13 protein-coding genes are annotated in these 20,881 nt (G+C 47.4%); 7 read left to right on the forward strand and 6 right to left on the reverse strand.

The features are described 5' to 3' along the window. Positions 1-70 precede the first annotated feature (70 nt). From ABD031_RS20735 to ABD031_RS20760, 6 genes are all read right to left on the reverse strand, one after another. Entirely contained in the window at positions 71-1,660 is a 1,590-nt protein-coding gene (locus ABD031_RS20735) for a glucoamylase family protein (protein ID WP_343854776.1), read from the reverse strand. 60 nt (positions 1,661-1,720) lie between these two features. Then, entirely contained in the window at positions 1,721-3,673 is a 1,953-nt protein-coding gene (locus ABD031_RS20740) for a glucoamylase family protein (protein WP_343854777.1), read from the reverse strand. A gap of 84 nt (positions 3,674-3,757) precedes the next feature. Beyond that, positions 3,758-4,852 carry a LamG domain-containing protein gene (locus ABD031_RS20745; RefSeq protein WP_343854778.1) on the reverse strand — a complete coding sequence of 365 codons (1,095 nt, stop codon included), beginning with the start codon at positions 4,850-4,852 and terminating at the stop codon, positions 3,758-3,760. A 114-nt stretch (positions 4,853-4,966) separates the two neighbouring features. Beyond that, positions 4,967-6,496: a RagB/SusD family nutrient uptake outer membrane protein gene (locus tag ABD031_RS20750; protein WP_343854779.1), complete on the reverse strand. Its 1,530-nt coding sequence runs from the start codon at positions 6,494-6,496 to the stop codon at positions 4,967-4,969. Between the two features lie 21 nt (positions 6,497-6,517). Continuing rightward, positions 6,518-9,610 (reverse strand): SusC/RagA family TonB-linked outer membrane protein, encoded by a 3,093-nt coding sequence (locus tag ABD031_RS20755; RefSeq protein ID WP_343854780.1) that lies wholly within the window; start codon positions 9,608-9,610, stop codon positions 6,518-6,520. 303 nt (positions 9,611-9,913) lie between these two features. Next, positions 9,914-11,794, reverse strand: coding sequence for a 7TM diverse intracellular signaling domain-containing protein (locus ABD031_RS20760; protein ID WP_343854781.1), 1,881 nt, complete (start codon positions 11,792-11,794; stop codon positions 9,914-9,916). Between the two features lie 443 nt (positions 11,795-12,237). Here ABD031_RS20760 and ABD031_RS20765 point away from each other — a divergent pair, with 443 nt between their 5' ends. The 7 genes from ABD031_RS20765 to ABD031_RS20795 all read left to right on the forward strand — a co-directional run bounded on the left by ABD031_RS20765 (position 12,238) and on the right by ABD031_RS20795 (position 20,612). Continuing rightward, entirely contained in the window at positions 12,238-14,652 is a 2,415-nt protein-coding gene (locus ABD031_RS20765) for an ABC transporter permease (RefSeq protein ID WP_343854782.1), read from the forward strand. A gap of 287 nt (positions 14,653-14,939) precedes the next feature. Further along, positions 14,940-16,211, forward strand: coding sequence for a peptidase MATCAP family protein (locus ABD031_RS20770; protein WP_343854783.1), 1,272 nt, complete (start codon positions 14,940-14,942; stop codon positions 16,209-16,211). A gap of 185 nt (positions 16,212-16,396) precedes the next feature. Beyond that, positions 16,397-16,834, forward strand: coding sequence for a response regulator transcription factor (locus ABD031_RS20775; RefSeq protein WP_343854784.1), 438 nt, complete (start codon positions 16,397-16,399; stop codon positions 16,832-16,834). A 454-nt stretch (positions 16,835-17,288) separates the two neighbouring features. Continuing rightward, on the forward strand, positions 17,289-17,963 hold the full coding sequence (locus ABD031_RS20780) for a hypothetical protein (protein WP_343854785.1): 675 nt from the start codon (positions 17,289-17,291) through the stop codon (positions 17,961-17,963). A gap of 246 nt (positions 17,964-18,209) precedes the next feature. After that, on the forward strand, positions 18,210-19,160 hold the full coding sequence (locus ABD031_RS20785; protein WP_343854786.1) for an SDR family oxidoreductase: 951 nt from the start codon (positions 18,210-18,212) through the stop codon (positions 19,158-19,160). A 26-nt stretch (positions 19,161-19,186) separates the two neighbouring features. Further along, positions 19,187-19,699: a hypothetical protein gene (locus tag ABD031_RS20790; protein ID WP_343854787.1), complete on the forward strand. Its 513-nt coding sequence runs from the start codon at positions 19,187-19,189 to the stop codon at positions 19,697-19,699. 1 nt (position 19,700) lies between these two features. Then, positions 19,701-20,612: a helix-turn-helix domain-containing protein gene (locus ABD031_RS20795; RefSeq protein ID WP_343854788.1), complete on the forward strand. Its 912-nt coding sequence runs from the start codon at positions 19,701-19,703 to the stop codon at positions 20,610-20,612. The last annotated feature ends 269 nt before the right edge of the window (positions 20,613-20,881 follow it).

Below are 20,881 nucleotides of genomic sequence, written 5' to 3' on the forward strand. Positions count from 1 at the left end.
TCCACCAACTCTTCGCCTTATATCAATACCTGTCATTACTGAGTGTTGAGCTCCTTCGACATCTCGTCGACTACCTTTCAAACCCTAGCTTTTCCAATCCATCTTGAATCTCCGGCGCGCCCATGAAAAGCTTCCAACCCAATGCGGTGCGGTGGTTTTCGATCATGGCCACTATCGGGCCTTGATCGATAGCCAGGTATCTTTTAGGGTAGAAATCCGCCTCCGGGCTCATCGCATCGTAGAAACCGTAGCGACCGAAGACTTTTTCTCCATAGTTGTAGTAGAGATTTTTGAGGACTTTGAGACTTTCTTCGGGAGTGTAGGGCATCGAGGAAAGGGCGGCAGTGGGGGAGATTACCCCAAGGTCCTCGTCAGGTCGATGTGCTGCATAGCCTTTCACGGAGTACGAGGCAGTCAGACCCCAAAGGTCTTCCCCGTATCCCTTGTGGCCGCCTTCGTTTTCTATACACCAGGCGCGGTTGATCAGCGTGTGGTTGCGGTTTTCCTCCCAATAGTCGGCATAGCGATCTTTGAGGCCTTTCGGATTTAGACCCAAGTAGGAATAGTGTGACCAAAAGAGCGGTCCGCCCATGGCTTCCGAACCGTTGTGTTTGAGCTTCAGCTGGTATCCGAATGCTTCCACATCCGTATTGATCCCGCCGCTTCTTGCCCAGCCCTTATGATAGGCACTTGTGGGGATGGTGTGAGTGGGAGAGGATGCTGCTAGTACGTAGGTAATGAGGCACTCATTGTAGCCTTCCAGGGCGAAGTTCATCTGCCATTCTTTGTCTGGAGACCAGTGCCAGTAGAGCGCGTCTTTGCCGCCCTGGGTATACCAATCCCATTCCATCTCTTTCCAAAGTTGGTCTATCTTGACGGCAATCGCCTTTTCCTGTTCAGAGCCATTTTTATAAAATTCCCGCACCGCCAGTAGACCCTGCATCAAAAACGCCGACTCGACGAGATCCCCTCCGTTGTCGTTGGGGCTGAAGGGCTTTACCTTTCCTGTGTCGCCGTACAGCCAATGGGGCCACACGCCGTGGAAGCGGTCTGCGGTTTCGAGGAAATTAACCATCTTTTCAAAATGGTTCGCACCTTCCTGACGGCTGATCCAATTGCGCTCTATTCCTGCCAACAGCCCAAAGATGCCAAAACCAGTTCCTCCGGTGGTCACCACTAGTTGATCGTTTTGGGGGTATTCTCCATCGATGTGAATCCGCTCTGGAGCCATGCCTGAATTGGGTTCAGCACCTTGGTAGAAATATCGGAAGGTGTAGAATTCCACCATGTTGATGAGCTCTTCATCTGAAAATTCACGAGTGGTAGCCTGCGTCACACCCAGATCTGAGGAGCCTCCAGTTCCGTCTATTCCTACGACCTTGTACTGGAGCGTAAGGTTTTTGCCAAGATCATTGACAAAGTCCATATAAAGAGTGTCCTCGACGGTCGCCCGTCTGGCGAAGTTATTCTTTTCGGTGCTGACCCAGATTTCATAGGAACTAATGCCGGCTTGTTTGGGCCATTGAAGCTCGACGTGGCGGGCATAGCCTTTGGCTATCACAGGGCTAGGTTGGTCCGCGTTCGGTTTGGAGCAAGCCCAAAAGAATAGGAGACTCAGTGCGAAAACCGGAATAGATGGGTTTTTTGACTTTATTTTCATGGTTCATTGGGTTTTAAAAGGGATGAAAATGTCTCGGGATATTTGGAGATCCTTTCGGGGTTAATATGTGAAACCAAGATTGTCCAGCCCGGCCTTGATTTCGGGATTCTTCATGAAAAGATTCCAAAGGAGACCTGTTCGGTGATTTTCTATCATAATCACAATTGGACCCTGATCGATGGCCAGATAAGAGTCTGCATACCAGCTTTCGGTGATGTTGAAAGCATCATAAAATCCATGTTCTCCCCAGACTCTTTCTCCCAGTGAATAGTAGAAAAACTTTAACGCCTTCATCGACTCACCCGGAGTATAGGGGAAGGATGAAAGTGCGGCGGTTGGAGTGATGACACCAAGATCGTTGGTCGGGGAATGGGCATTGTATCCATTACTGTTGTCACTCGCGGTGAAACCCCAGTTATTATCCGAATAGGCTACAAAGCTTCGCGGATTGGCTATGGCATGGGCTTGATTGATCCGCGAGTGCTGGACGTTTTGCTCCCAATAGTTGGCATATTGGTCTTGGAGTTTTCGCGGATCAAGTCCCAAAAAGGAATAGTGTGCAAAGAATAAAGGTCCTCCGTAGTCAACTCCGAGCGGCAGTGTTTGCCCGTAGAAACTGTTCCCGTTTCGGATAGCGCCATTCCTTGCCCAACCTTGAGCGTAGGTGGTTTTGTCGATGGGATGAGTGGGTGAGCTGGCTGCCAAGACGTATACAATCAACGCTTCGTTGTAGCCGCTGACGGGCAGGTTCATCTCCCAGGCGTAGTTTGGTGACCAGTGCCAAAAGAGCCCGCCGCTGTCATTTTTGGTGTACCAGTCCCATTCTACTTCGTGCCAAAGGGTGATGATCTGATCGATCAAAGTTTTTTCTACCGAATTGTCAGGATTTAAATAGGCTTGCACCGCCAGCAATCCCTGTACTATAAGTGCGGTCTCTACTAAATCTCCGCCATTGTCTTTGGCACTGAAAGGTATGGTAGCGCCCGTTTCTCCATTGAGCCAGTGTGGCCAAGCCCCGTGAAAACGATCCGCATTTTCCAAAAATCCGATGATCTGAACCCATCGCTCCACGGCTTGGGTTCGGGTAATAAAGCCTCGCTCTACACCCACGATCAGCGCCATCAAACCAAACCCGCTGCCGCCTGTGGTGACTGTATTACCAGATGTATTTCTTTCTCTTGCCATGCCACTGGCAGGGTGGGCAAAATCCCAGAAGTAGCGAAAGGTTTGTTCCTGAACTTTGGTCAGCAGCTCCTCATCGGAGATCAGGGCAAACTTGGGATTGGAATCGATGGCGGTGTAAAATTCCTGCTGCCATCCGGAGAAAGATTCTCCGTTTGCTCCCGAGAGCGTTTTTGCGATGGAAAGACTGTATCGCGAAAGGTCTGTCAACGGAGTGGCGGATCGGATTTGGAGGACTTTTTGGTTTTCTATCAATTCAAAAGTCAAAGCTGGAGTGGTGGGGCCAGCGAGCTGAAGAGCCGCTTGGATGGTACCTGGATTCAGAGGGAAGTTAAAAGCCACCCGGGCTTCAAATGGTAAACTTACATTTTGAATTCTACCGTTAGCGAGTGACTCTCCACCACTGAGTGTGAAGGTATTGATAGCTAGCGCGCCGCTCAAAGTTTTAAAAGAAAGTGTCTTGCCACCATAGGTGACCCCTGAAGAAGATTTTAAGGAACTGAGAATTTCCAATTGATGGGTTTGTCCACTTTGAAATCCGCCTTGGGCTTGGACTGTGAGGGTTTTACCTGAAACTAGATTCGTATTGACTTGAAACAGTTGACCGTTTGCTCTTAAAATCACAGATCCGGAAATGGTCTCGGGATCGAGATTTTCTGAAAACCTTAAGCTGATCGTCCGATCTATGGGAATATCGTCTGCAGGGCTGCCATCCAAGGGGATTTCAAATTCGCCTGCCGAGGCTTCCAATAGTATTAATTCTGGTTTTTCTTCCTCCTTGCATGCCGTGAACATCAATAAAAATCCCAGGCAAAAAAGTAATGTTCTCATTTTGAAAAGGTCAGGAAGCCGAAGCTGTCACTGTTATTTTTCCGGACAGGAAATACAACTTTGACAACTCCGGCTGATGAATGATTAGGGCTGTTCGTCGGCTATGATAGTTTGGATCTCTTCTTGGCTCAAGGCTTTGTTGAATATCCTCAATTCGTCCATGTAGCTCCTGTCAGAGAGGTGTCCCCACTCCGCAAATCTAGGCGCACCAGACATGACCGAGAGGATGTCGCAGCCTGCCCAGCTTACGCCGGTAAAGGCTCCTTGCTTGGCGACTTCGCCATCGATATACACCACCGCCTCGGTGCTGGAGATGGTAAAGGCGATGTGGATCCAGTCTGTGTCAACCCCTGGATTGATCGCGGCCGCGTCTCCTCCGTCAAACCAGGAGTCCGCCGTACCGTTGCCGACATTGAGCTTGATCACCTGTCGGGTGGCAGAGCCCTCACGGAACACTCGGAAGCCGGAGGTTCGGTTGTTCATTGCGTTGGGTTTTGCAGGGTCAGGCGGACCGATCACCAGGATTCCCGAGCGGTCTGGACTTGCGTTGATCTTGTACCAAAACGCGGCGCTAAATTCTCCGTTCAGCAACCCTGTAGTCGGGAACGTTAGGTACGCTCCGGTCGCTCCGGCATAGGCATTGGTGCCGGATACGCGGTCTTGGGTAAATCCAGGACTTCCTACTGCAGTAGCTTCGGTAAGAGTTATCAGCTCGAGATTCTCCGCATCAAATGGCGCATAGAAGATCTCTCCTTCGTATTTGGGCTGATAGGGCTCTGCCTTTTGGAAGTTTACGGTTTGCTCCGTGGTTTTGCCAGAGAGATCGGTTGCGATTACTTTCAAGGCATGTTCTCCGTTGTCGAGCTGATCATAGGGGAGCGTAATCACCGCTCGGCGATAGTCTTTGAAATCCGAGTAAGCACCAATCTCCGTGCCGTCCATCTGGACTTTGATATCACCAATCTCGATATCGTCCCTGACTTCAAACTTGATGTCGATGGCAGTCACATCCTCGGTGACACGGATCATGGTGCCCTCCGAAGGGAAGGAAACGGTGACTTCGGGCGAAGTCTCGTCGGGACCTGCTGCAACCGGCGTAATCTCGTCGATGTAGCTGTCCTTGCAGGCGAAACTTAAGAGAAGCAAGCCTGCCAGTGTTAAATATGAATTAAGTTTCATCTGTTTGTATTTTGTTTTTTAGAAGTCATCCCGATAGCAACCGGGGCATCCAAGTGTCTGATGTTCTTCACTATGCTCGATTTCATTGCTTTTGGGTTTGACTGTTTGTGTTAATCAAGGTTGATCCGCTTTTAGCTGTGGCAGGATATCCTCCTGCGGAAGCGGATATGGGAGGAATCGATCTGCATCCGTGTAGGTCCTACCTTCGTAGCTGAGAGGCGCGGTTTTCCCATGGCGAACCAAGTCAAAGAATCGGATTCCCCACTCCGTCGCGAATTCGGCATATTTCTCATCCAAGACCTGATCCAGAGTCACTCCAGAAAGAGCTCCAAGTCCGACACGATTTCTAACCGTGTTCACTGCCACATCGGCTGTCATCACAGAGCTCGTCGCTCCACTGGTGAGTGCCTCAGCATGCATCAGCAGTACTTCTGAGTACCGGATGACGGGCATGTTTTTGTTTTCTCCATAGCTGAACCGTCCAGGGGTAAGTTGGTTAGACGGTAGGTAGAATTTTCCACTGAGAAACTTGTATCTCGGGTGGTTGTTAAACACATCTCCGTCTTTGGATGTGTTGCTAATCCAAGATGGGAGGGTGGCATAGGCAGGATCAGATTTGATCTGGGCGATGCCGTCAGGAGTGAAAAGCACGGTGGCTTCCAGTCTTTCCCGCTCACCTCGGTCCAGCATGAATTTAACATACGTGGCGGTTGGCTCCCAGAATCCCCATCCACCGCCTGCGCCGGATACATCAGGTGTCCAGCTAGCCGGGCCAAAAAAGTCCCAGAGGTATCTGTTCACGGTTCCAGTGGCAGTGCCGTAGTCGGAGTATTGGAGCTCCATGAGGTTTTCTCCGCTCAGTTTTCCGGGGATTTTGAACAATTGGTAGTAATCATCCTGAAGGGAAAAGTTTCCATCAGCGATGATCTCTCCCGTTGCATCTGCCACGGCCTGGAAGTTTTTGATTTCGAGATTGGCCATGGCCTTGACAGCGAGTGCCGTGTATCGGGAGATGCCTCCGGGGACATCGGTTCGTTGGTTAGGGCGTACCGCTGCGAGGTTGGGGATTGCCTCGTCCATCTGGTCAGAGATGTGCTGCATCACTTCGTCGAAGGTGGACAACTCCACGCTGTAAAGCTCTCTGGGCTGGGAGCTGGTCGGGATCAAGATATCACTCCAGAGTCGGGCGAGCAGCAGCAGCTCGAAGGATCTCATGACTTTCATCTCGGCGATGTACTGGTTGGTCAGGGCGGGGTTTGCTCCCGCTTCCTGATACTTCATGAGCTCCTCCATCGCACCGTGCCAATAGATGATGTCGGAGTAGAGGTTGAGCCAGGTAGAATTATAAAGCCAGAAGTTTCGGTCGTATGCGTAGAGATCCGTTTGGATCAACGGTTGTTGGTCTCCCGCCGGGTTCACATCATCGCCACGCAGGGAGATGGTTGGGAAAGACTCCCATTGCAGGTCATTGAGCTGAGCATAGGAGCCATAGACCAGCAACATCATGTTTTCGGTCTCGGTGTAGTCCGTCTCTTCGACTTTTTGGACGTTTTGGAGTGGCTCGTCCAGAAGTCCGGAACAGCCCATCGGAAGTAAAAATGCCGATGTCAGTGCCAGTATCGATAGTTTTTTGAATAATCTCATGAGTTCTCGGTTGTTTTGGGATTAAAACTTGACATTCAGACCTAGCGTGTAAACCGCCGGAATCGGATAGGTTTGGCGGTCGATGCCATTTGCAACTTCCGGACTGAAGCCGTTGTAGCTGAATACCGTCAGCGGGCGCTCAGCCGTGAAAGTCAGTCGGACAGGAACTTTTCCTTCAAAAATATCCCGGAAGGTGTATGCTAACTGAACGTTTTGGATCCGGAAATACGAGCCGTCTTCCACGAAATAGGTGCTGAAATTCTGATTCCAGCCTTTTCTCAGTCCAGCTGCCGAAGGATAGTTATCCGAAGTTCCTTCTCCTCGCCACAGATTGGTCGCCAGATCCGCATCGATATTGGTATCGTTGGTGAAGATGATCTCACCGCGCTTTCTGTTAAGGATCTTGTGGCCAGACTGGCCCTGAATCAGCGTAGAGAATTCCAGATCTCTCCAAGAGAATCCGAGGTTGGCTCCATAGGTCAGTTTTGGAAGAAATGAACCTAGGACAACCCTGTCTTGGTCGTTGATGACCCCATCTCCATTTTGATCCTTGAAGATCAGATCGCCAGGCACCAAATTTCGCTCATCGATAAACTCTGCCGTGTAGCCGCTGCTTTGGATCATTTCCTCATTCTGAAAAACGCCTGTCGCTTCGTAGCCGAAGAAGGCTTGATAAGGCTCGCCTACGATTGAGCGCTGTCTGAATTCTGCGGAACCAGCGTCCAAGCTTGGTGGTCCGCCAAGGCTTTGCACGGTATTTTTCAGGGTGGCGAAATTTCCGCCGATGAAGTAGGAGAAGTCATCGTTGATGTCATCTGCCCAGGTGAGGTTCAACTCAAAGCCCTGATTTCTTATTTCCCCGACACTTCGTCTTTCAGTAGATCTAAATACCGGAGGGATAATGCTAACCGCGAGGTTTTTGGTGTCCCGGATGAAGTAATCCGCATCAATGGACAACCTGTTTTCCAATAGCTTGGCATTCAATCCAAAGTTCTTTTCGACAGTAGTCTCCCATCGGTCGATCAGATCAAAGGTAGGATTGAGTCTTCTGCCGATGTAGCGGATATCTCCCAAAGCAGTGCTGGTTTCTTCCAATGTGGGAGCGCCGATAGAGGGCCGGATTCCGTCGTTTCCGAGTTGTCCCCATGACGCACGGAATTTGAGGAAATTGATGGCGTCAACTCCGAAAAACTCCTCTTCGGAAATCACCCAGCCGGCACCCAGGGTGAAGAAATCCCCCCATTTCTGCTGGAATTTATTGTTTCCGTCCCGGCGATAAGTACCGTAAAGGAGGTATCGCTCGTCATAGTTGTAAGCAACCCGGCCAAAGAAGGAAAGGTAATTCAGTTGTGAATTGATGGTATTGTCGTTGACATCGCCGATCCCATTGAGATCCAGGTTTTGAGCGTTGGACAGGTACCAGAATTCCTCGTTTTCCCAGGTGGGATTGGGGCTGAGTCCGGTGCCTCTGGCAAAGAGCACTTCCCCGTATTCACTTCGAAACGACTGTCCCGCAGTAACGGTCAGGATATGATCTCCCCAATTGTTGTTATAGGTGAAGTAGTTGTCGATGATTTGGTTAAATCGAGCCTCATTTTGTCTCCTCAGAGCGGAAGGGGATTCTGTTACTCCATCGTTGTAGGCGAAATTCACGTTTCGGGAATTGACCATGCTCAGGCTGTAGTTGTAGGAAGTTCTAAATTCCAGCTTGTTGGGGATCAAGTTGATATCTGCGTAAATGTTACCCGTTACCTTTGCGACGTTGTTTCTGTTGTCGGTGTAGAGGAGTGGATAAAATGGATTTTGGCTTCCTCTGTAACCCACTTGCTGGGCATTGGAAAGCATCTCCGGATTTGCGGCGGTGTTAAGCGGGTCGTAGACCGGTATAGTAGGCACCGCAAAGTAGGCTCTGAACCAAGCCGCGTCTTCACCCACATATTGTCTGGATACCGAAAAGTTGAAATTCCCGCCGACAGTCAGCCAGTCTTTTACATCAGTGTCTATTTTTGTCCGAAGGTTGAGACGTTTGAATTCGTTTCGGATTTCATTCTGCAAGCCGTCCTGAGAGAAATAGCTTCCGCTGATTGAGTATCGGGTTTTTGCAGATCCGCCGTTAAAGGTTAGACTGTGATTTTGGATGGACGCTGGACTCATGATCTCCGAGTACCAGTCGGTGTTGACGTCCGGGATAGTTGGGTCAACTCGGCTTCGTCCATAGCGTTGGATCGCATTTTCCAAAAAGGCGATGTCCGGTGCGGAGCCTGTTTCTCGGATGTATTGGGCAAACTGCTGCGTGTTGGCCATCTTCAATACATTCTGCGGGACCTGCATCCCAAAGTAACCGTCGTATACTATTTCTGGCGTTTGCTCATAAGCTCCTGACTTGGTGGTGACCAAGATTACCCCGTTGGAAGCACGTACCCCGTAGATCGCAGCGGCTGAGGCGTCCTTCAAGACAGAGATGTTTTCGATGTCATTGGGGTTGAGGAAGTCGATGTTGTCAAAAAACATCCCGTCGACCACATAAAGCGGCGCTGCATTTCCTTCAAAGGATCCAACTCCCCTTACTCTGACCGTAGGAGAAGCACCCGGTGCACCGTTACTGACGATCTGCACACCAGCCACTCGGCCCTGCAGGGATTGCATGGCATTCGGCGCGGGGGTTTTGACGATGTCCTCGGTTTTTAATGTGGAGATCGAAGAAGTGAGGTCTCTTTCCTTTTGGGTTCCGTAGCCGATTACCAAGACCTCATCCAGTGAACCGATCGATTCCTGCAAGGTCAGATCCAAGGTGGTCTGGTTTCCTACCGGGATCTCTTGTGTCTCGTATCCTATGAAGGAAAAGACCAAGATAGCTTCGGGTGAACTGACAGAGATTTTGTAATTCCCGTCCACATCTGTAACGGTTCCGTTGTTGGTTCCTTTTTCAAGGATAGTGACTCCCGGGAGGCCAAAGCCCGTCGGGTCGAGAATCTTGCCGCTGACCTCAGCGGATTGGGCGAATGCCGTAAGTGAAACGGACCAGATCAGCAGGGCCGTCATCATGGATAATTTTGCCAGAGAACGAATCTCCGACATCCATGCCTCCTTACTCGATGGTAAAGGCATCTTCATACGAAAGAAATTTTGGGTTTGACTAAAAGAATTTGTGGTAGTCTCCGGCTTTTCCGAGAGCGAAGATTGAATGTAGAAAAGAGAATAGAGTTGAGGATTATTTCGATATTACTAAGGCTGTAAAAATTTGGTTTTAACAAAAATTTAGAACCCCAAATTTCCCTGATTAGTCTCGGTAAAAAGTGGCTTAATTCATGCTAAAAGTCGTTTTTTGGCTTTTTCATCCCGCATAAATACTAAGTCTGGAAAAAGAGCATTCCTAGTTTGATTTTTGCGCTGTAGCAGGCACGATCCACTGCGGTATCAACTAATTGAGAAATCCTGAATTACTAACAGATCATTCCATTTGGGTTGTAGGATTTCAGATTCTTGCAGGCTTTGAGTGACTTTTTTTCGGAATGCCCACACGGTATTTTTCCTTAGTTCAAGCTGCTCGGCCAACTGATCAAGCGTTTTCTTTTCATGCTGGGTGATTGTGTTGTAGGCGATAAAAAACGCTTTGTCCAGCGGGAATTTGATGCCTTGGAAAATCGTGCCAGCGGTGACCGAGTCGATATGGCCGCACTTGCTGCAGCGTTTGGTAAAAAGCTTAGGGCCTTTCGCACTTTTTAGATTGCCGCAATAACGGCATTCAAAACCCTGACCCCATTTGAACTCCTCCAAGTACCGCAGGCAGGCAGACTGATCCGGAAATATCTTTCTGAACTCCTCCAGGGTGAGTAGCTTGTTGCTGAGTCGGGCCTGGAAGGATTCCCTGATGCTGCTTTTCAGTTTGTAATTGTCCTTGTCGAGCAAGGAGTTGATTCGCTTGATTTCCTCGTCACGTTCGCTCACCTGCATCGCATAGTCCTCTAGCAGTTGGTTTTTCTCTGCCAGCTCGCGTGTTCTTTCACTCACTTTTTGTTCCAGCTCCCGGTTGACTTTTTCTTTCAGCTCGGCATTGGTCTCGATCTGTCGGATCGTTCGCTGCATCGCTCGGTCACGGTTGTCTTTGAGGATTCTCACCCGATCTGCCAGAGCAAAGGTCAGTAGGAGCATCTCCATCAGAAACGCGATATGAAGGCTATAGTAAAGCAGCGTATGATGGGGAATGACCGCAGAATTAACCAGGGCTTTGATAGCCACCCCGATAAACAAAACCCCATACGCTATCACAAAAAATCGAGCGACTTTATAGCCTTTGCTCCAAATGTGTATACTGGCAGCAAAGATGAAAAAGAAGGGAATGACATCGTAATATTTGATCTCAAAGAGCTTTTGATCCACCCAAAAACCGCCTAAAAACAATAGGGTTTTCAAAGCAAGCATGCCCAAAAGGATCAGATGGATGGTGTAGGAGCGGTTTCTTGTGTTTAGGAATTTGATGGAGAAAAGAATGGCCCAGAGGACGATGGAGTAGCTAAAAACCCCGTTGGCGACTTGGTTTAACGCCGGACTGTTTGGCCACAGATATTGAAAAGCGATGCCGTCCACACACATCGCGTAAATGCCTACGCTGACCAGATAAAAGGTGTAAAAAAGGTATTTGACTTCGCGGATGGCGGAATAGATCAACAGATTGTACAGTGCCAGGATTGCGATCATTCCATAGAAAATACCATAGGCGAAGTACTCGCTGAGGGCATAATAGACAAAGCGGTTCACGGACCGGACAGCAATCCTGATGTCTGCCTTTTGGGAGGATCTGATCTTGAAATAGTAATTGGAAATGCCTTGTGTCTCGTTTGCGATGATCAGTTCGAAGTTTTTGTGCTTGAAAGACCGGACCTCAAAAGGAAGAGCATCTCCGAGCTGAGTTTTCTGATAGTTTCCATCCCGGTCAGGCAGGTAAGCGGTGAGGAAATCAATGCTCTGGTCGTAAAATTCGATGAGCCATTTCTTGGAGCTATTGGGGTTATTTTCAATCGAAAGCTTGACCCAATAGGTGTGATCGATGTTGAAATTGCTTTTGTCAAACTCCGGGCGGATCTTGAAATTGTCCTGAAATCTAGTTTGGAGGATGTCGTCAAAGTCAAGCAGATTAGTCGTATCCTCGAAAAACTCCAGCTGATCGATTGCAAAGATCCTTTCCTCCAGATCGTCTTCAATCCGAAACGTCGATGATCCGGAGATCCGCTGGGCGAGTGAAAGGGCCGAGGTGGTGAAAAAAAGAAGGAAACCAATCGCACAATACTTCCTGCTCATGATTAGTTGGGTTTGTTGGTTTAGTAGCGGCAAAGTTACCGAAAAGGACTGCCATGACGCTAGCATCATGTACCAAGACACAAGACGTATTATTTAAGAACCAGGTTTATGATATACAAAGAAGGGCCGGCGCCTCAGCTACGATCGTTTTGCCCACTGGCGGACGAAACTGTCCGAAATGTTTAGAGCCAAATGAGTCTTTGTGCAACGAGGGCCTGCTTTTTTTGCGTTTTTGACTGGCATGGAATAGGATGAAGGTATAGGGCGTAAGAAGCCGCTGGAATCAAAAGCGCAGAAACAAGAACCAAGACCTAGACCTTAAATAACAAGCGCAAGTCAGGAACAGATCCGACTCCCCCTTTATTTTTAACCCGTATTTGAATGCGGCTTATAGTCAAGGGGGGTGGGATTTGTCTTCTTCAATCTTCCATTCAAAAGAAAATATGCTCAAAAACTACTTTAAAATCGCCTGGAGAGGCCTGACCCGAAGCAAATGGGTTGGGGTGATCAATATTGTTGGGCTGACGATCGGGATCACGGCGGCCTTGTTACTTTTTGTGGTGGTGGCGTATGAATTAAGCTACGATTCCTTTCAGCCGAATTACGATTCTGTGTATCGAATCTACACCCAAGACAAGATTGAAGATGGCTTGGAAACCAATCCTGGAGTCGCCAACCCCTTTCCGGATGCGCTGATGGCGGAAAAACTCAGTTTTGACAAGGTAGTTCCTGTGATGGTGATGGGAGAGGTGCAGGTCAATATCCGTAAAGCAGAAGATTCCCAAACCCCCGAAAAGTACAAAGCTGAATCTCTGTTTTTCTCCACTTCAGAATACGGCGATTTGTTTGAGGTGGATTTTTTAGCTGGAGATGCAAATGTGTTGGATCAGCCGGATCAAGTTGTATTGACCAGAACAGAAGGAGATAAATATTTTGGGAGCTGGGAAAACTCAGTGGGGAAAACCATCGAGTTGACCAATGGTGTATCGTTGCTTGTCGGAGCGGTGGTCGAGGATATTCCAGGCAACAGCAATTTTGACTTTGACCTCATGGCTTCCTACGAGTCCATCAGATCCCATCCTGATGAATTTGACTTTGACCTGAAGGAATGGGGCAGTACAGGAAGCAATTTTCAAGTGTATGTGCTGACCAATCCGGACACTGACATGGCCTCGGCACAAAGTCAATTGGATGGCTTTTCTAAAAAACATTTTGAGGGCAGGGGCAATACCGTCAAATCACACGGGATGCAACCCTTGGCGGACATTCACTTTAGTTCTGACTTGGAGCCACTGAGCGGGCGGTTAGTACGCAAGTCAACCATTCAGACCTTGATCCTCGTGGGGATTTTTATCCTGATTATGGCCTCGATCAACTTTGTGAATCTGACCACTTCGCTAGCGGTAGGCAAAAGCAAGGAAATCGGGGTCCGCAAGGTCATGGGCAGCTCCAGATCACAGATTGCGTTTCAGTCGCTCGGGGAGACTTTTTTGTCTGTCATGATCTCTGCGGGGATGGCTTTGGTTTTGGCAAATCTGCTGCTGCCATCCTTGGACAAGATCGCGGATGTGCCTGCTGATATCAGCTTCTTTCAGCCGGTGATCATGGGCTTTATGGTAGCGCTGATCCTGGTGCTTACGCTACTTTCGGGCTTTTATCCAGCTATGGTTATTTCCAGATTCAGACCGATTCAGGCTTTGAAAAACAAGTTTCAGGGTGCGGAGATCGGCGGTGTTCCCATCCGTAGAGGTTTGGTGGTGCTACAGTTTGCCATCGCGCAGATCCTGATGATTGGGACTTTAATCGCCGTACGACAGATGAATTTGGTGCAGGAAACGGACCTTGGATTCAACAAAGAGGCGATCTACTACATGGAGGTGCCCGCTGATTCTCGAGAGACCAATCACATGGAGACTTTCAAACAGGAATTGCTCCGAATCCCCGGCGTGATGGCAGCGAGCAAGGCTTCAGACGTGCCATCGTCCGACAACAACTCAGCTTCGAACTTTTATTTTGATCAGAAAAGCGAGGATCTTCCTTTTCCGGCTTTCCTTAAGCTCGCAGACGAAGATTACTTTGCTCTCTATGAAATGGAATTTGTTGCAGGCAGAGGTTATCCTGCGAGTGACACGATACGAAACGTGGTGATCAATGAAACGATGGCCAAAAAGCTTCTGACGACTCCTGAGGAGGCTGTCGGCAAGTTGATCCGATTAGGCGGACGAAGTTGGGTGCCGATCTCTGGGGTAGTCAAAGATTTCACGGTAAATTCTCTTAGAGAGGAAATGAAGCAATTGTTGATTACTACCATTAAGCCCTACTACGGGCAAGTGGCGGTCCGCTTGGACAAGACCGCGGATAAAGCTACGCTCACTGCGATTCAGGGGAAATTTGAGCAGCACTATCCCGAGCAGATCTTTACCGCACAATTTCTGGATGAGTCGATTGCGGAGTTTTATGAGTCGGAGCAAAAACTTGCGCTGGTCTATAAGATTTTTGCTGGCTTGGCCATCTTGATTTCCTGTATTGGATTGTATGGACTGGTTTCATTTATGATTGGTCAGAAAGTGAAGGAAATCGGAATTCGTAAGGTGTTGGGCGCCTCGGTCTCCCAGATCACGTTTATGCTTTCCAGGGAGTTTTTAATAATGGTGTTGCTGGCCTTTGGGATCGCGATTCCGCTGGCTTATTTCATGATGAAAGAGTGGTTGGAGACTTTTGCCTACCAAACACAGATTTCGGTCGGTCTTTTTGCCATGGTAATGCTGGCGTCCTTGCTGCTGACGATCTTGACTGTCGGCTCAAAAGCCGTCAGAGCGGCGATTGCCAATCCGGTGGATAGCCTGAAGGACGAGTGATTGAAAGTACCAAGATGCCAATATCAAGTATCAAGATGCTCGTAGCTGCCTGTCCGGCAGGCAGGGCGGAGAAGCGGAGCCAAGAATGAAGAGCCAAGAAATCCGTGCGGGAACCAAGGAACGAGGAAAATAGCGTACCATTAATCTGATTTTCCTCTGAGAACTCTCCGACAAAAGACACCTCGAAGTAATCAAATCCAAGCCCAGATTCGCGTGATTTCTACTCCTTTTATTTGGTGGAAATCCAATACCTTTAGTGCCAATCCTACCTCAACAAGCTTGGCGCTATGAATGAAGCAAAAATTCAAAAACTGGACAGTGCAATCGTCAGTTCCAGCAAAAAAATCAAAGTGCTGAGTGCACTGACCTGGCCAGCGGAGGCGGAGGATAAATTTCTTGAAGGTTGGAAAAAAGGGAGCCCGCAGTTACCAGAAATAAAGATTCAGGCGCCAGATGTGACAAAAAGCGTTTCCGTACTGGAAGAGATTGTGCAGCAATGTGATCAGCAAGATCCGGTGGAGAAGTTCCTGGCGGATACTGCCCAGAGTTATGCCGATGCCGGACATATGCTGCTGAACGTCGGCACGCCGGAGTTTACGGCCTACTCCACCAAAATCTATGGTAGGCCCGATGCCGTGTATAAGTTGCAGGGAATCACTGCGGTGGATGGAGCCAAATTCTTTTTGGACGTAACGGATAAATTGGTAGGCAATGCAGACATTCAGCCACTTGAAACTGATATTTCAGCTGTTGATTTTGCGGGTTGGTTGAAAGCTGAGGTAGATGAGTTTTTTGAGCACGATGCCGTAGAAGTTGTGCTGGATCCGAATATGTCCTCCAAAGCGCTCGCCGGTGCGACACGCATCAGAATCAGAGGAAGCGCAATCTTCTCAGAGCTAGACAAGGATCAGCTACTTTACCATGAGGCCTATGTACACACAGCGACGCAACTCAATGGGAAAAAGCAAATTAACCTAAAGTCCCTGGGTCTCGGAGCGCCGCGGACTACCCGCACGCAGGAAGGCATTGCGGTGATGGCCGAGCTGATCACCAATTCCATCGATATTACCCGACTGCGGCGCATAGCGCTTCGGGTTATCGCCGTGAAGATGGCCTTGGATGGTGCAGATTTTATAGATCTGTTTAAGTTCTTTCTCGATGCCGGGCAGTCGGAAATCGAATCGGTCAGATCGGCTCAACGGATTTTTCGCGGTGGTGCGGTAAAGGATAAAGTTGTCTTTACCAAAGATGCCGTCTATCTCCAAGGCTTATTTGAAGTACATACTTTTCTACGGGTAGCGATTCGGGACAACCGGCCTGACTTGGTGCGAAACCTTTTTGCCGGACGCTTGACTATGGCAGATGCAGTTCGTCTGGCGCCTTTGTTTCAAAACGGCTGGCTCCTTCCTCCGACCTATATGCCCGGCTGGGCTACAGATTTGAGACGGCTTGCAGCGACGATGGCTTATTCCGCTTTCGTTGCCAATATCAAACTGGACAATGTGACACTGGAACGAGCCATTGATCTGGAAGATGAAATGAGAAATCTGAACGGTTGATGGAAGCTTGCTGGGTCACCGTTTTTTTGAAACTGAATTGGTAGGTTGGAAAAATAAAAGGAGCGAGCGGTACTTGTCGATGTTCGACAATTCGACTGGGCATAGGGGGAGACTAAGCCGGGATATTTGAGAAATATACACAATTGCGTATAGCCAAAGGTTAGCTGACATTTGAATAAAAAGATATGCTATACAAATATCAAAAGTATCTTCTTGGGATTGCCCTTGTGTTACTGTCTATTGCTATTTCAATTAGGGGGAGTGATGGGAAGATTAGTTTAGTGTTGCACAATTACCCGGTTCTTATTTTTTTAATGGTGCTAGTTAGTTTGTTCTTAGGTGCGGCCTATTTTCAAATCAATAGTAGAAGAATTTCAAGCCTCTTAAGCCAAATTAGGGAGCAATCTAAGAATAAAAACGAGGAAATCGAAGTTCTACTTGATGAGTTGTCGGAGAGGCAAAAAGAGGTGTATAATTTAATTGTTTCAGGGAAGACAAACAAAGAAATAATGACTGAACTTTTTATAGAACAGAGTACGCTCAAATCACATATTAATCAAATTTATAAAAAACTGAACATCAAAAGCAGAAGTGAATTGAAGTCTAAAGCAAAGACTTGGTAATCATAGTCAATTGATGTAATCAACCCTTTTTCAACCCCAAATTGTTTGTTCAAATTGATTTAAACGGCTTTGTTTGCATCAGTTTTTACTTAAAATTTAAATAGTATGAAAAACAATTTGTTGTACATCGCAATGTTTCTGATGGTTCTCTGTTTACCATTCAGAGGTAATGAAATCGAAGTTCGTTGGCTATGGGCAGATATGCCTTGGATACCATTGGTATTCATATGTAGCTCATTGATGTGTGTGGGGCTTTACGTCTTCAAAAAAGAAAGAGTAATTAAATCAAACGTTGATTAACATTATGTTTGCGAAAAGGCGGGCTAATGTGCGTAGTTTAGGCTTTTGTGCCTTCTACAATCCTTATGCGTAGGTTAAGTAAAATGCTATTTAATCCCGCCCTCCGCAAACATTTTTTCGTCAATAGATAAGTTATTTGATAGTTTTTTTCGCAATGAATACGAAAATTTTCAATTTACTCTTAATCTGCTTTTTTTGTTTCATTTGGAACGCATGCAAAAATCGAGATGAAAATGATTCTATCAGAAGACCTGAAATTAAACCGGCACTACGTGTTGATCAACAGGAAATACTTTCCGTACAGCATACCTATTTCCCACCTTTAAAAGAAGGAGACAATAATTTTGACGGAGACTGTGACTTATCTTCCACGGCAACTTTGAAGATTTCTGATGACCAAACCCAGCTATACCTGGAGTTGTATTTTAGAGCAAAAGAACCTCACCAAGATAGTACTGAAGTAAGTGGAACAGACGCTTTCGTAATCTTTGATACGAAAGACGCCCAAAAAAAAATAGTGAAGATCTTAACCGGAACAACGGACAGCGGTCATTTTATGTATCGGGGGGACGAAGGACTCCACCTGATATTTGAACCCTATACAGTGTATGCTGAATGGGATATGATAAATGGTGTCCCCGGTGGTGGCGGAAAGGCTCTCAAGCTTAGGCAAAAGGGATTGGCAAACTTCACTACCGATTTTACCAAAAAGGGGTTGGTTAAAAAGTGGGTATTTGAAGGCGATCTGGACAGTACGTTTGACAAGGGCTCACAGCCTAGAGTAACCATTGAAACCGAGACTATATCGATTCTTGTTCAGGAGATTTAAAGCCTACCGGCAAGATCAAGTAAGAGGAATGCTGACTGAGTGTATAAAGCCGGGCATTTTTGCTCCTGAGAAACTATAGGGTGGGCGTACCGTGGATTGCCAGACGAGCCGCACTGCGCTTTCCTCAACCGTTATGGGTATCTTAAGAAAACCAAAAAGTATACCTCATACGAAATTGTGTATAAGGTTGAAACCCGGTGAGGTATCGACCTTTGTCTTATTCTTTCAAATTAAAAATAAGACCAGATGAATACCAGCAATTTCGGATCACAAGGATGGACACCCGAGCGAATCGGATCACTCAACGGTAAAACCTACCTGATCACAGGCACTACCAGCGGCACAGGTTTAGAAGCTGCGCGGATATTGCTGTCCAAAGGCGCAAAAGTGGTAATGCTAAACCGCAACGCGAAAAAATCCAATGATGTCATTGCAACTCTAAAGAAGGAGATTGGGAATTCAATTGAGGTGTCATTTGTCCTTCTGGATTTGGCAGAACAGGCTTCTGTACGAAAAGCTGCAGCGGAGATCTTGGAGAAGGTGAACCGTATCGATGCATTGATTTGTAATGGTGCCATTGCCCAGGTTCCCAATCAGAAACTAACGGTTGACGGCTATGAAAGCCAGCTTGGTGTGAACCACTACGGCCACTTTACGCTACAGGGATTGCTTTTTCCACTGATTGAAAAATCCAAAGGACGTATCGTGGTAGTTGGTAGCGAAGGCTACAAGATGGGAATCAAAACCATCAAGTTTGACGATATGAATTGGGACAAGGACTACACTGCCAATGATGCTTACAGCCAGAGCAAATTAGCCCAGATCATGACTGTCTATGAATTGCAAAACAAATTGAAGAAGGCTGGCAGGACCGATATTAAAGTATATGCCTGCCACCCGGGCGCTTCCGCTACTTCGCTGATCAAAACCAGCGGAAGTTTGATGACACGGTTCATCTGGCAACTCATGAAGCTTTCCCCACTGGTGCAATCGCCTGAAAAAGGATCCTACCCAGAGTTGATGTGTGCCACAGAACCTGAGCTAGATCAAGCTGGTTTTTATGGTCCTACCGGACGGAATTACTGGACTGGCCCGGTGGGAGAATGTAACTTAGAGCCACACGCAAAGGATAAACCAGTCGCAGAGAAGCTCTGGAAAGTTTCAGAAAAGGAAACAGGCTTGAAATGGAATCTCTAAATTCAAAAACCGTAAAACACAAAGTCATGGACATATTAAAAGCAGCCACAGATTGGGCAAAAGCCGAACTTTTTTCCACTCCCTTCTTCATGCTGTTCGGAGGGGTATTTATGGCCGCAAGCTTAGGCTTCTGGCAATTGGGAAAAACCGAAATGGCCAAGGCCTACATCATCCCCACCTTAGTCGCAGGTGCATTATTGTTGATTATTGGTCTGGGATTGTTTTTCACCAATAAATCAAGAATTACACAATTTGAAACGATGTACAATGCCGATGCTTCGGCGTTTGTAGCATCGGAATTGGCACGTGCAGAAGCTACCTTAACGGAATATAAAAACATTGTTTTCACAGCGATTCCTTTAATCATCGCGGCCTGTGCGCTAGTCATCTTCTTGGTCAATTCCCCGATTTGGCGTGCAAGCATGATTACAAGCATCGCCATGTTGGTGGTTATTTTGTTGATTGACGGCACAGCCCACGCCCGGATTGATGCCTACCATCAGCACTTGTTATCTGTAGAAAACGACATGAAAAAATAAGATGCAGCATTTCAAAACCTTGTCGGCTTACTTGGATTACCTGGAACTTCCTCGCCCGGAACACCCCATGTTGAGCGTGTTTTCGGCCACAGGCGATGGTTTTTTGCCTTGCCCCAAAGAGAGCTCACCGCCCATCACCAATGATTGCTACACCATCAGCTTTAAGAAGATTGTCAAGGGGGATTTGAGCTACGGACGAACCAAATATGATTTTACCAACGGGGCGCTGTTTTTCATTGCGCCTAGGCAAGTCTTGCAGTGGGATTCTAGTGTGGTGTTCGAGCAAAAAGGCTTTTCCATCAACTTTCATGAGGATTTTCTAAAAGGAACCGAACTGGTGCATCAGATCAAAAAGTACGGGTTCTTTTCCTACTCGGCCAACGAAGCCTTGCACCTTTCGCCCAAAGAAGAAAAGCAGATGGAAGCAATAGTGGAAAGCATCGACGTGGAGTACCAAAACAATCATGATGAGTTTAGCAAAGACATCATCATCTCTCAATTAGGTACGCTTTTGAAGTATGCCAATCGCTTTTACGAAAGACAGTTCTCCAACCGAAAAGAGCTTTCCAATGAGCTACTAGAACAGTTTAATCAGCACTTAGACGAGTATTTTGCCTCGGGGTATTTGCAAGTAAAAGGGATTCCCAGTATCGAGCAACTTGCCGAAAGCCTGTCTGTTTCTCAGCGCTACCTGAGTGATACGCTGAAAAAAGAAACGGGCAAATCCTCCACTGAGCATTTGCAGCTGTATTTGATTGATGAGGCCAAGAATGCCTTATTGAACCCCCACAAAACCGTCGCCGAAGTAGCTTACGAATTGGGCTTTGAATACCCGCCTTATTTCTCAAGATTATTCAAAAAGAAAGAAGGCATCAGCCCTACAGAGTACAGGGAGAAATATAGGATGAATTAATACCGTGCGCTGGAGGACGCTGCCGCTCATAGCCAAAACGTCTTAGCAATATCCATCAGCAGATGATCTTTCTCGGCGGATACGGGATTACAGCGAGTACGAATATCATTTTATTGACGGATCCCTAGCATAAAAGCAATTTCGAATCGCACGCTTTTTACCCAAAGTCTGGGTCCTGTGCGAATCAGCTGCACCCAATCTGAATAGTTGGAAGATTTAGCTCAGGGAAAAGTCTTAGATTTCGAGCTCGTTACTTTTCTGATTAAATC

Origin of the sequence: Algoriphagus jejuensis (assembly GCF_039523455.1) — a bacterium.
Classification (GTDB): Bacteria; Bacteroidota; Bacteroidia; order Cytophagales; family Cyclobacteriaceae; genus Algoriphagus; species Algoriphagus jejuensis.

Coding starts and splice junctions, on each gene's coding strand:
- ABD031_RS20780 (WP_343854785.1), top strand. CDS start 17,289: ATGAATACGAAAATTTTCAATTTACTCTTAATCTGCTTTTTTTGTTTC.
- ABD031_RS20765 (WP_343854782.1), top strand. CDS start 12,238: ATGCTCAAAAACTACTTTAAAATCGCCTGGAGAGGCCTGACCCGAAGC.
- ABD031_RS20735 (WP_343854776.1), bottom strand. CDS start 1,660: ATGAAAATAAAGTCAAAAAACCCATCTATTCCGGTTTTCGCACTGAGT.
- ABD031_RS20785 (WP_343854786.1), top strand. CDS start 18,210: ATGAATACCAGCAATTTCGGATCACAAGGATGGACACCCGAGCGAATC.
- ABD031_RS20740 (WP_343854777.1), bottom strand. CDS start 3,673: ATGAGAACATTACTTTTTTGCCTGGGATTTTTATTGATGTTCACGGCA.
- ABD031_RS20770 (WP_343854783.1), top strand. CDS start 14,940: ATGAATGAAGCAAAAATTCAAAAACTGGACAGTGCAATCGTCAGTTCC.
- ABD031_RS20775 (WP_343854784.1), top strand. CDS start 16,397: ATGCTATACAAATATCAAAAGTATCTTCTTGGGATTGCCCTTGTGTTA.
- ABD031_RS20760 (WP_343854781.1), bottom strand. CDS start 11,794: ATGAGCAGGAAGTATTGTGCGATTGGTTTCCTTCTTTTTTTCACCACC.
- ABD031_RS20745 (WP_343854778.1), bottom strand. CDS start 4,852: ATGAAACTTAATTCATATTTAACACTGGCAGGCTTGCTTCTCTTAAGT.
- ABD031_RS20755 (WP_343854780.1), bottom strand. CDS start 9,610: ATGAAGATGCCTTTACCATCGAGTAAGGAGGCATGGATGTCGGAGATT.
- ABD031_RS20790 (WP_343854787.1), top strand. CDS start 19,187: ATGGACATATTAAAAGCAGCCACAGATTGGGCAAAAGCCGAACTTTTT.
- ABD031_RS20795 (WP_343854788.1), top strand. CDS start 19,701: ATGCAGCATTTCAAAACCTTGTCGGCTTACTTGGATTACCTGGAACTT.
- ABD031_RS20750 (WP_343854779.1), bottom strand. CDS start 6,496: ATGAGATTATTCAAAAAACTATCGATACTGGCACTGACATCGGCATTT.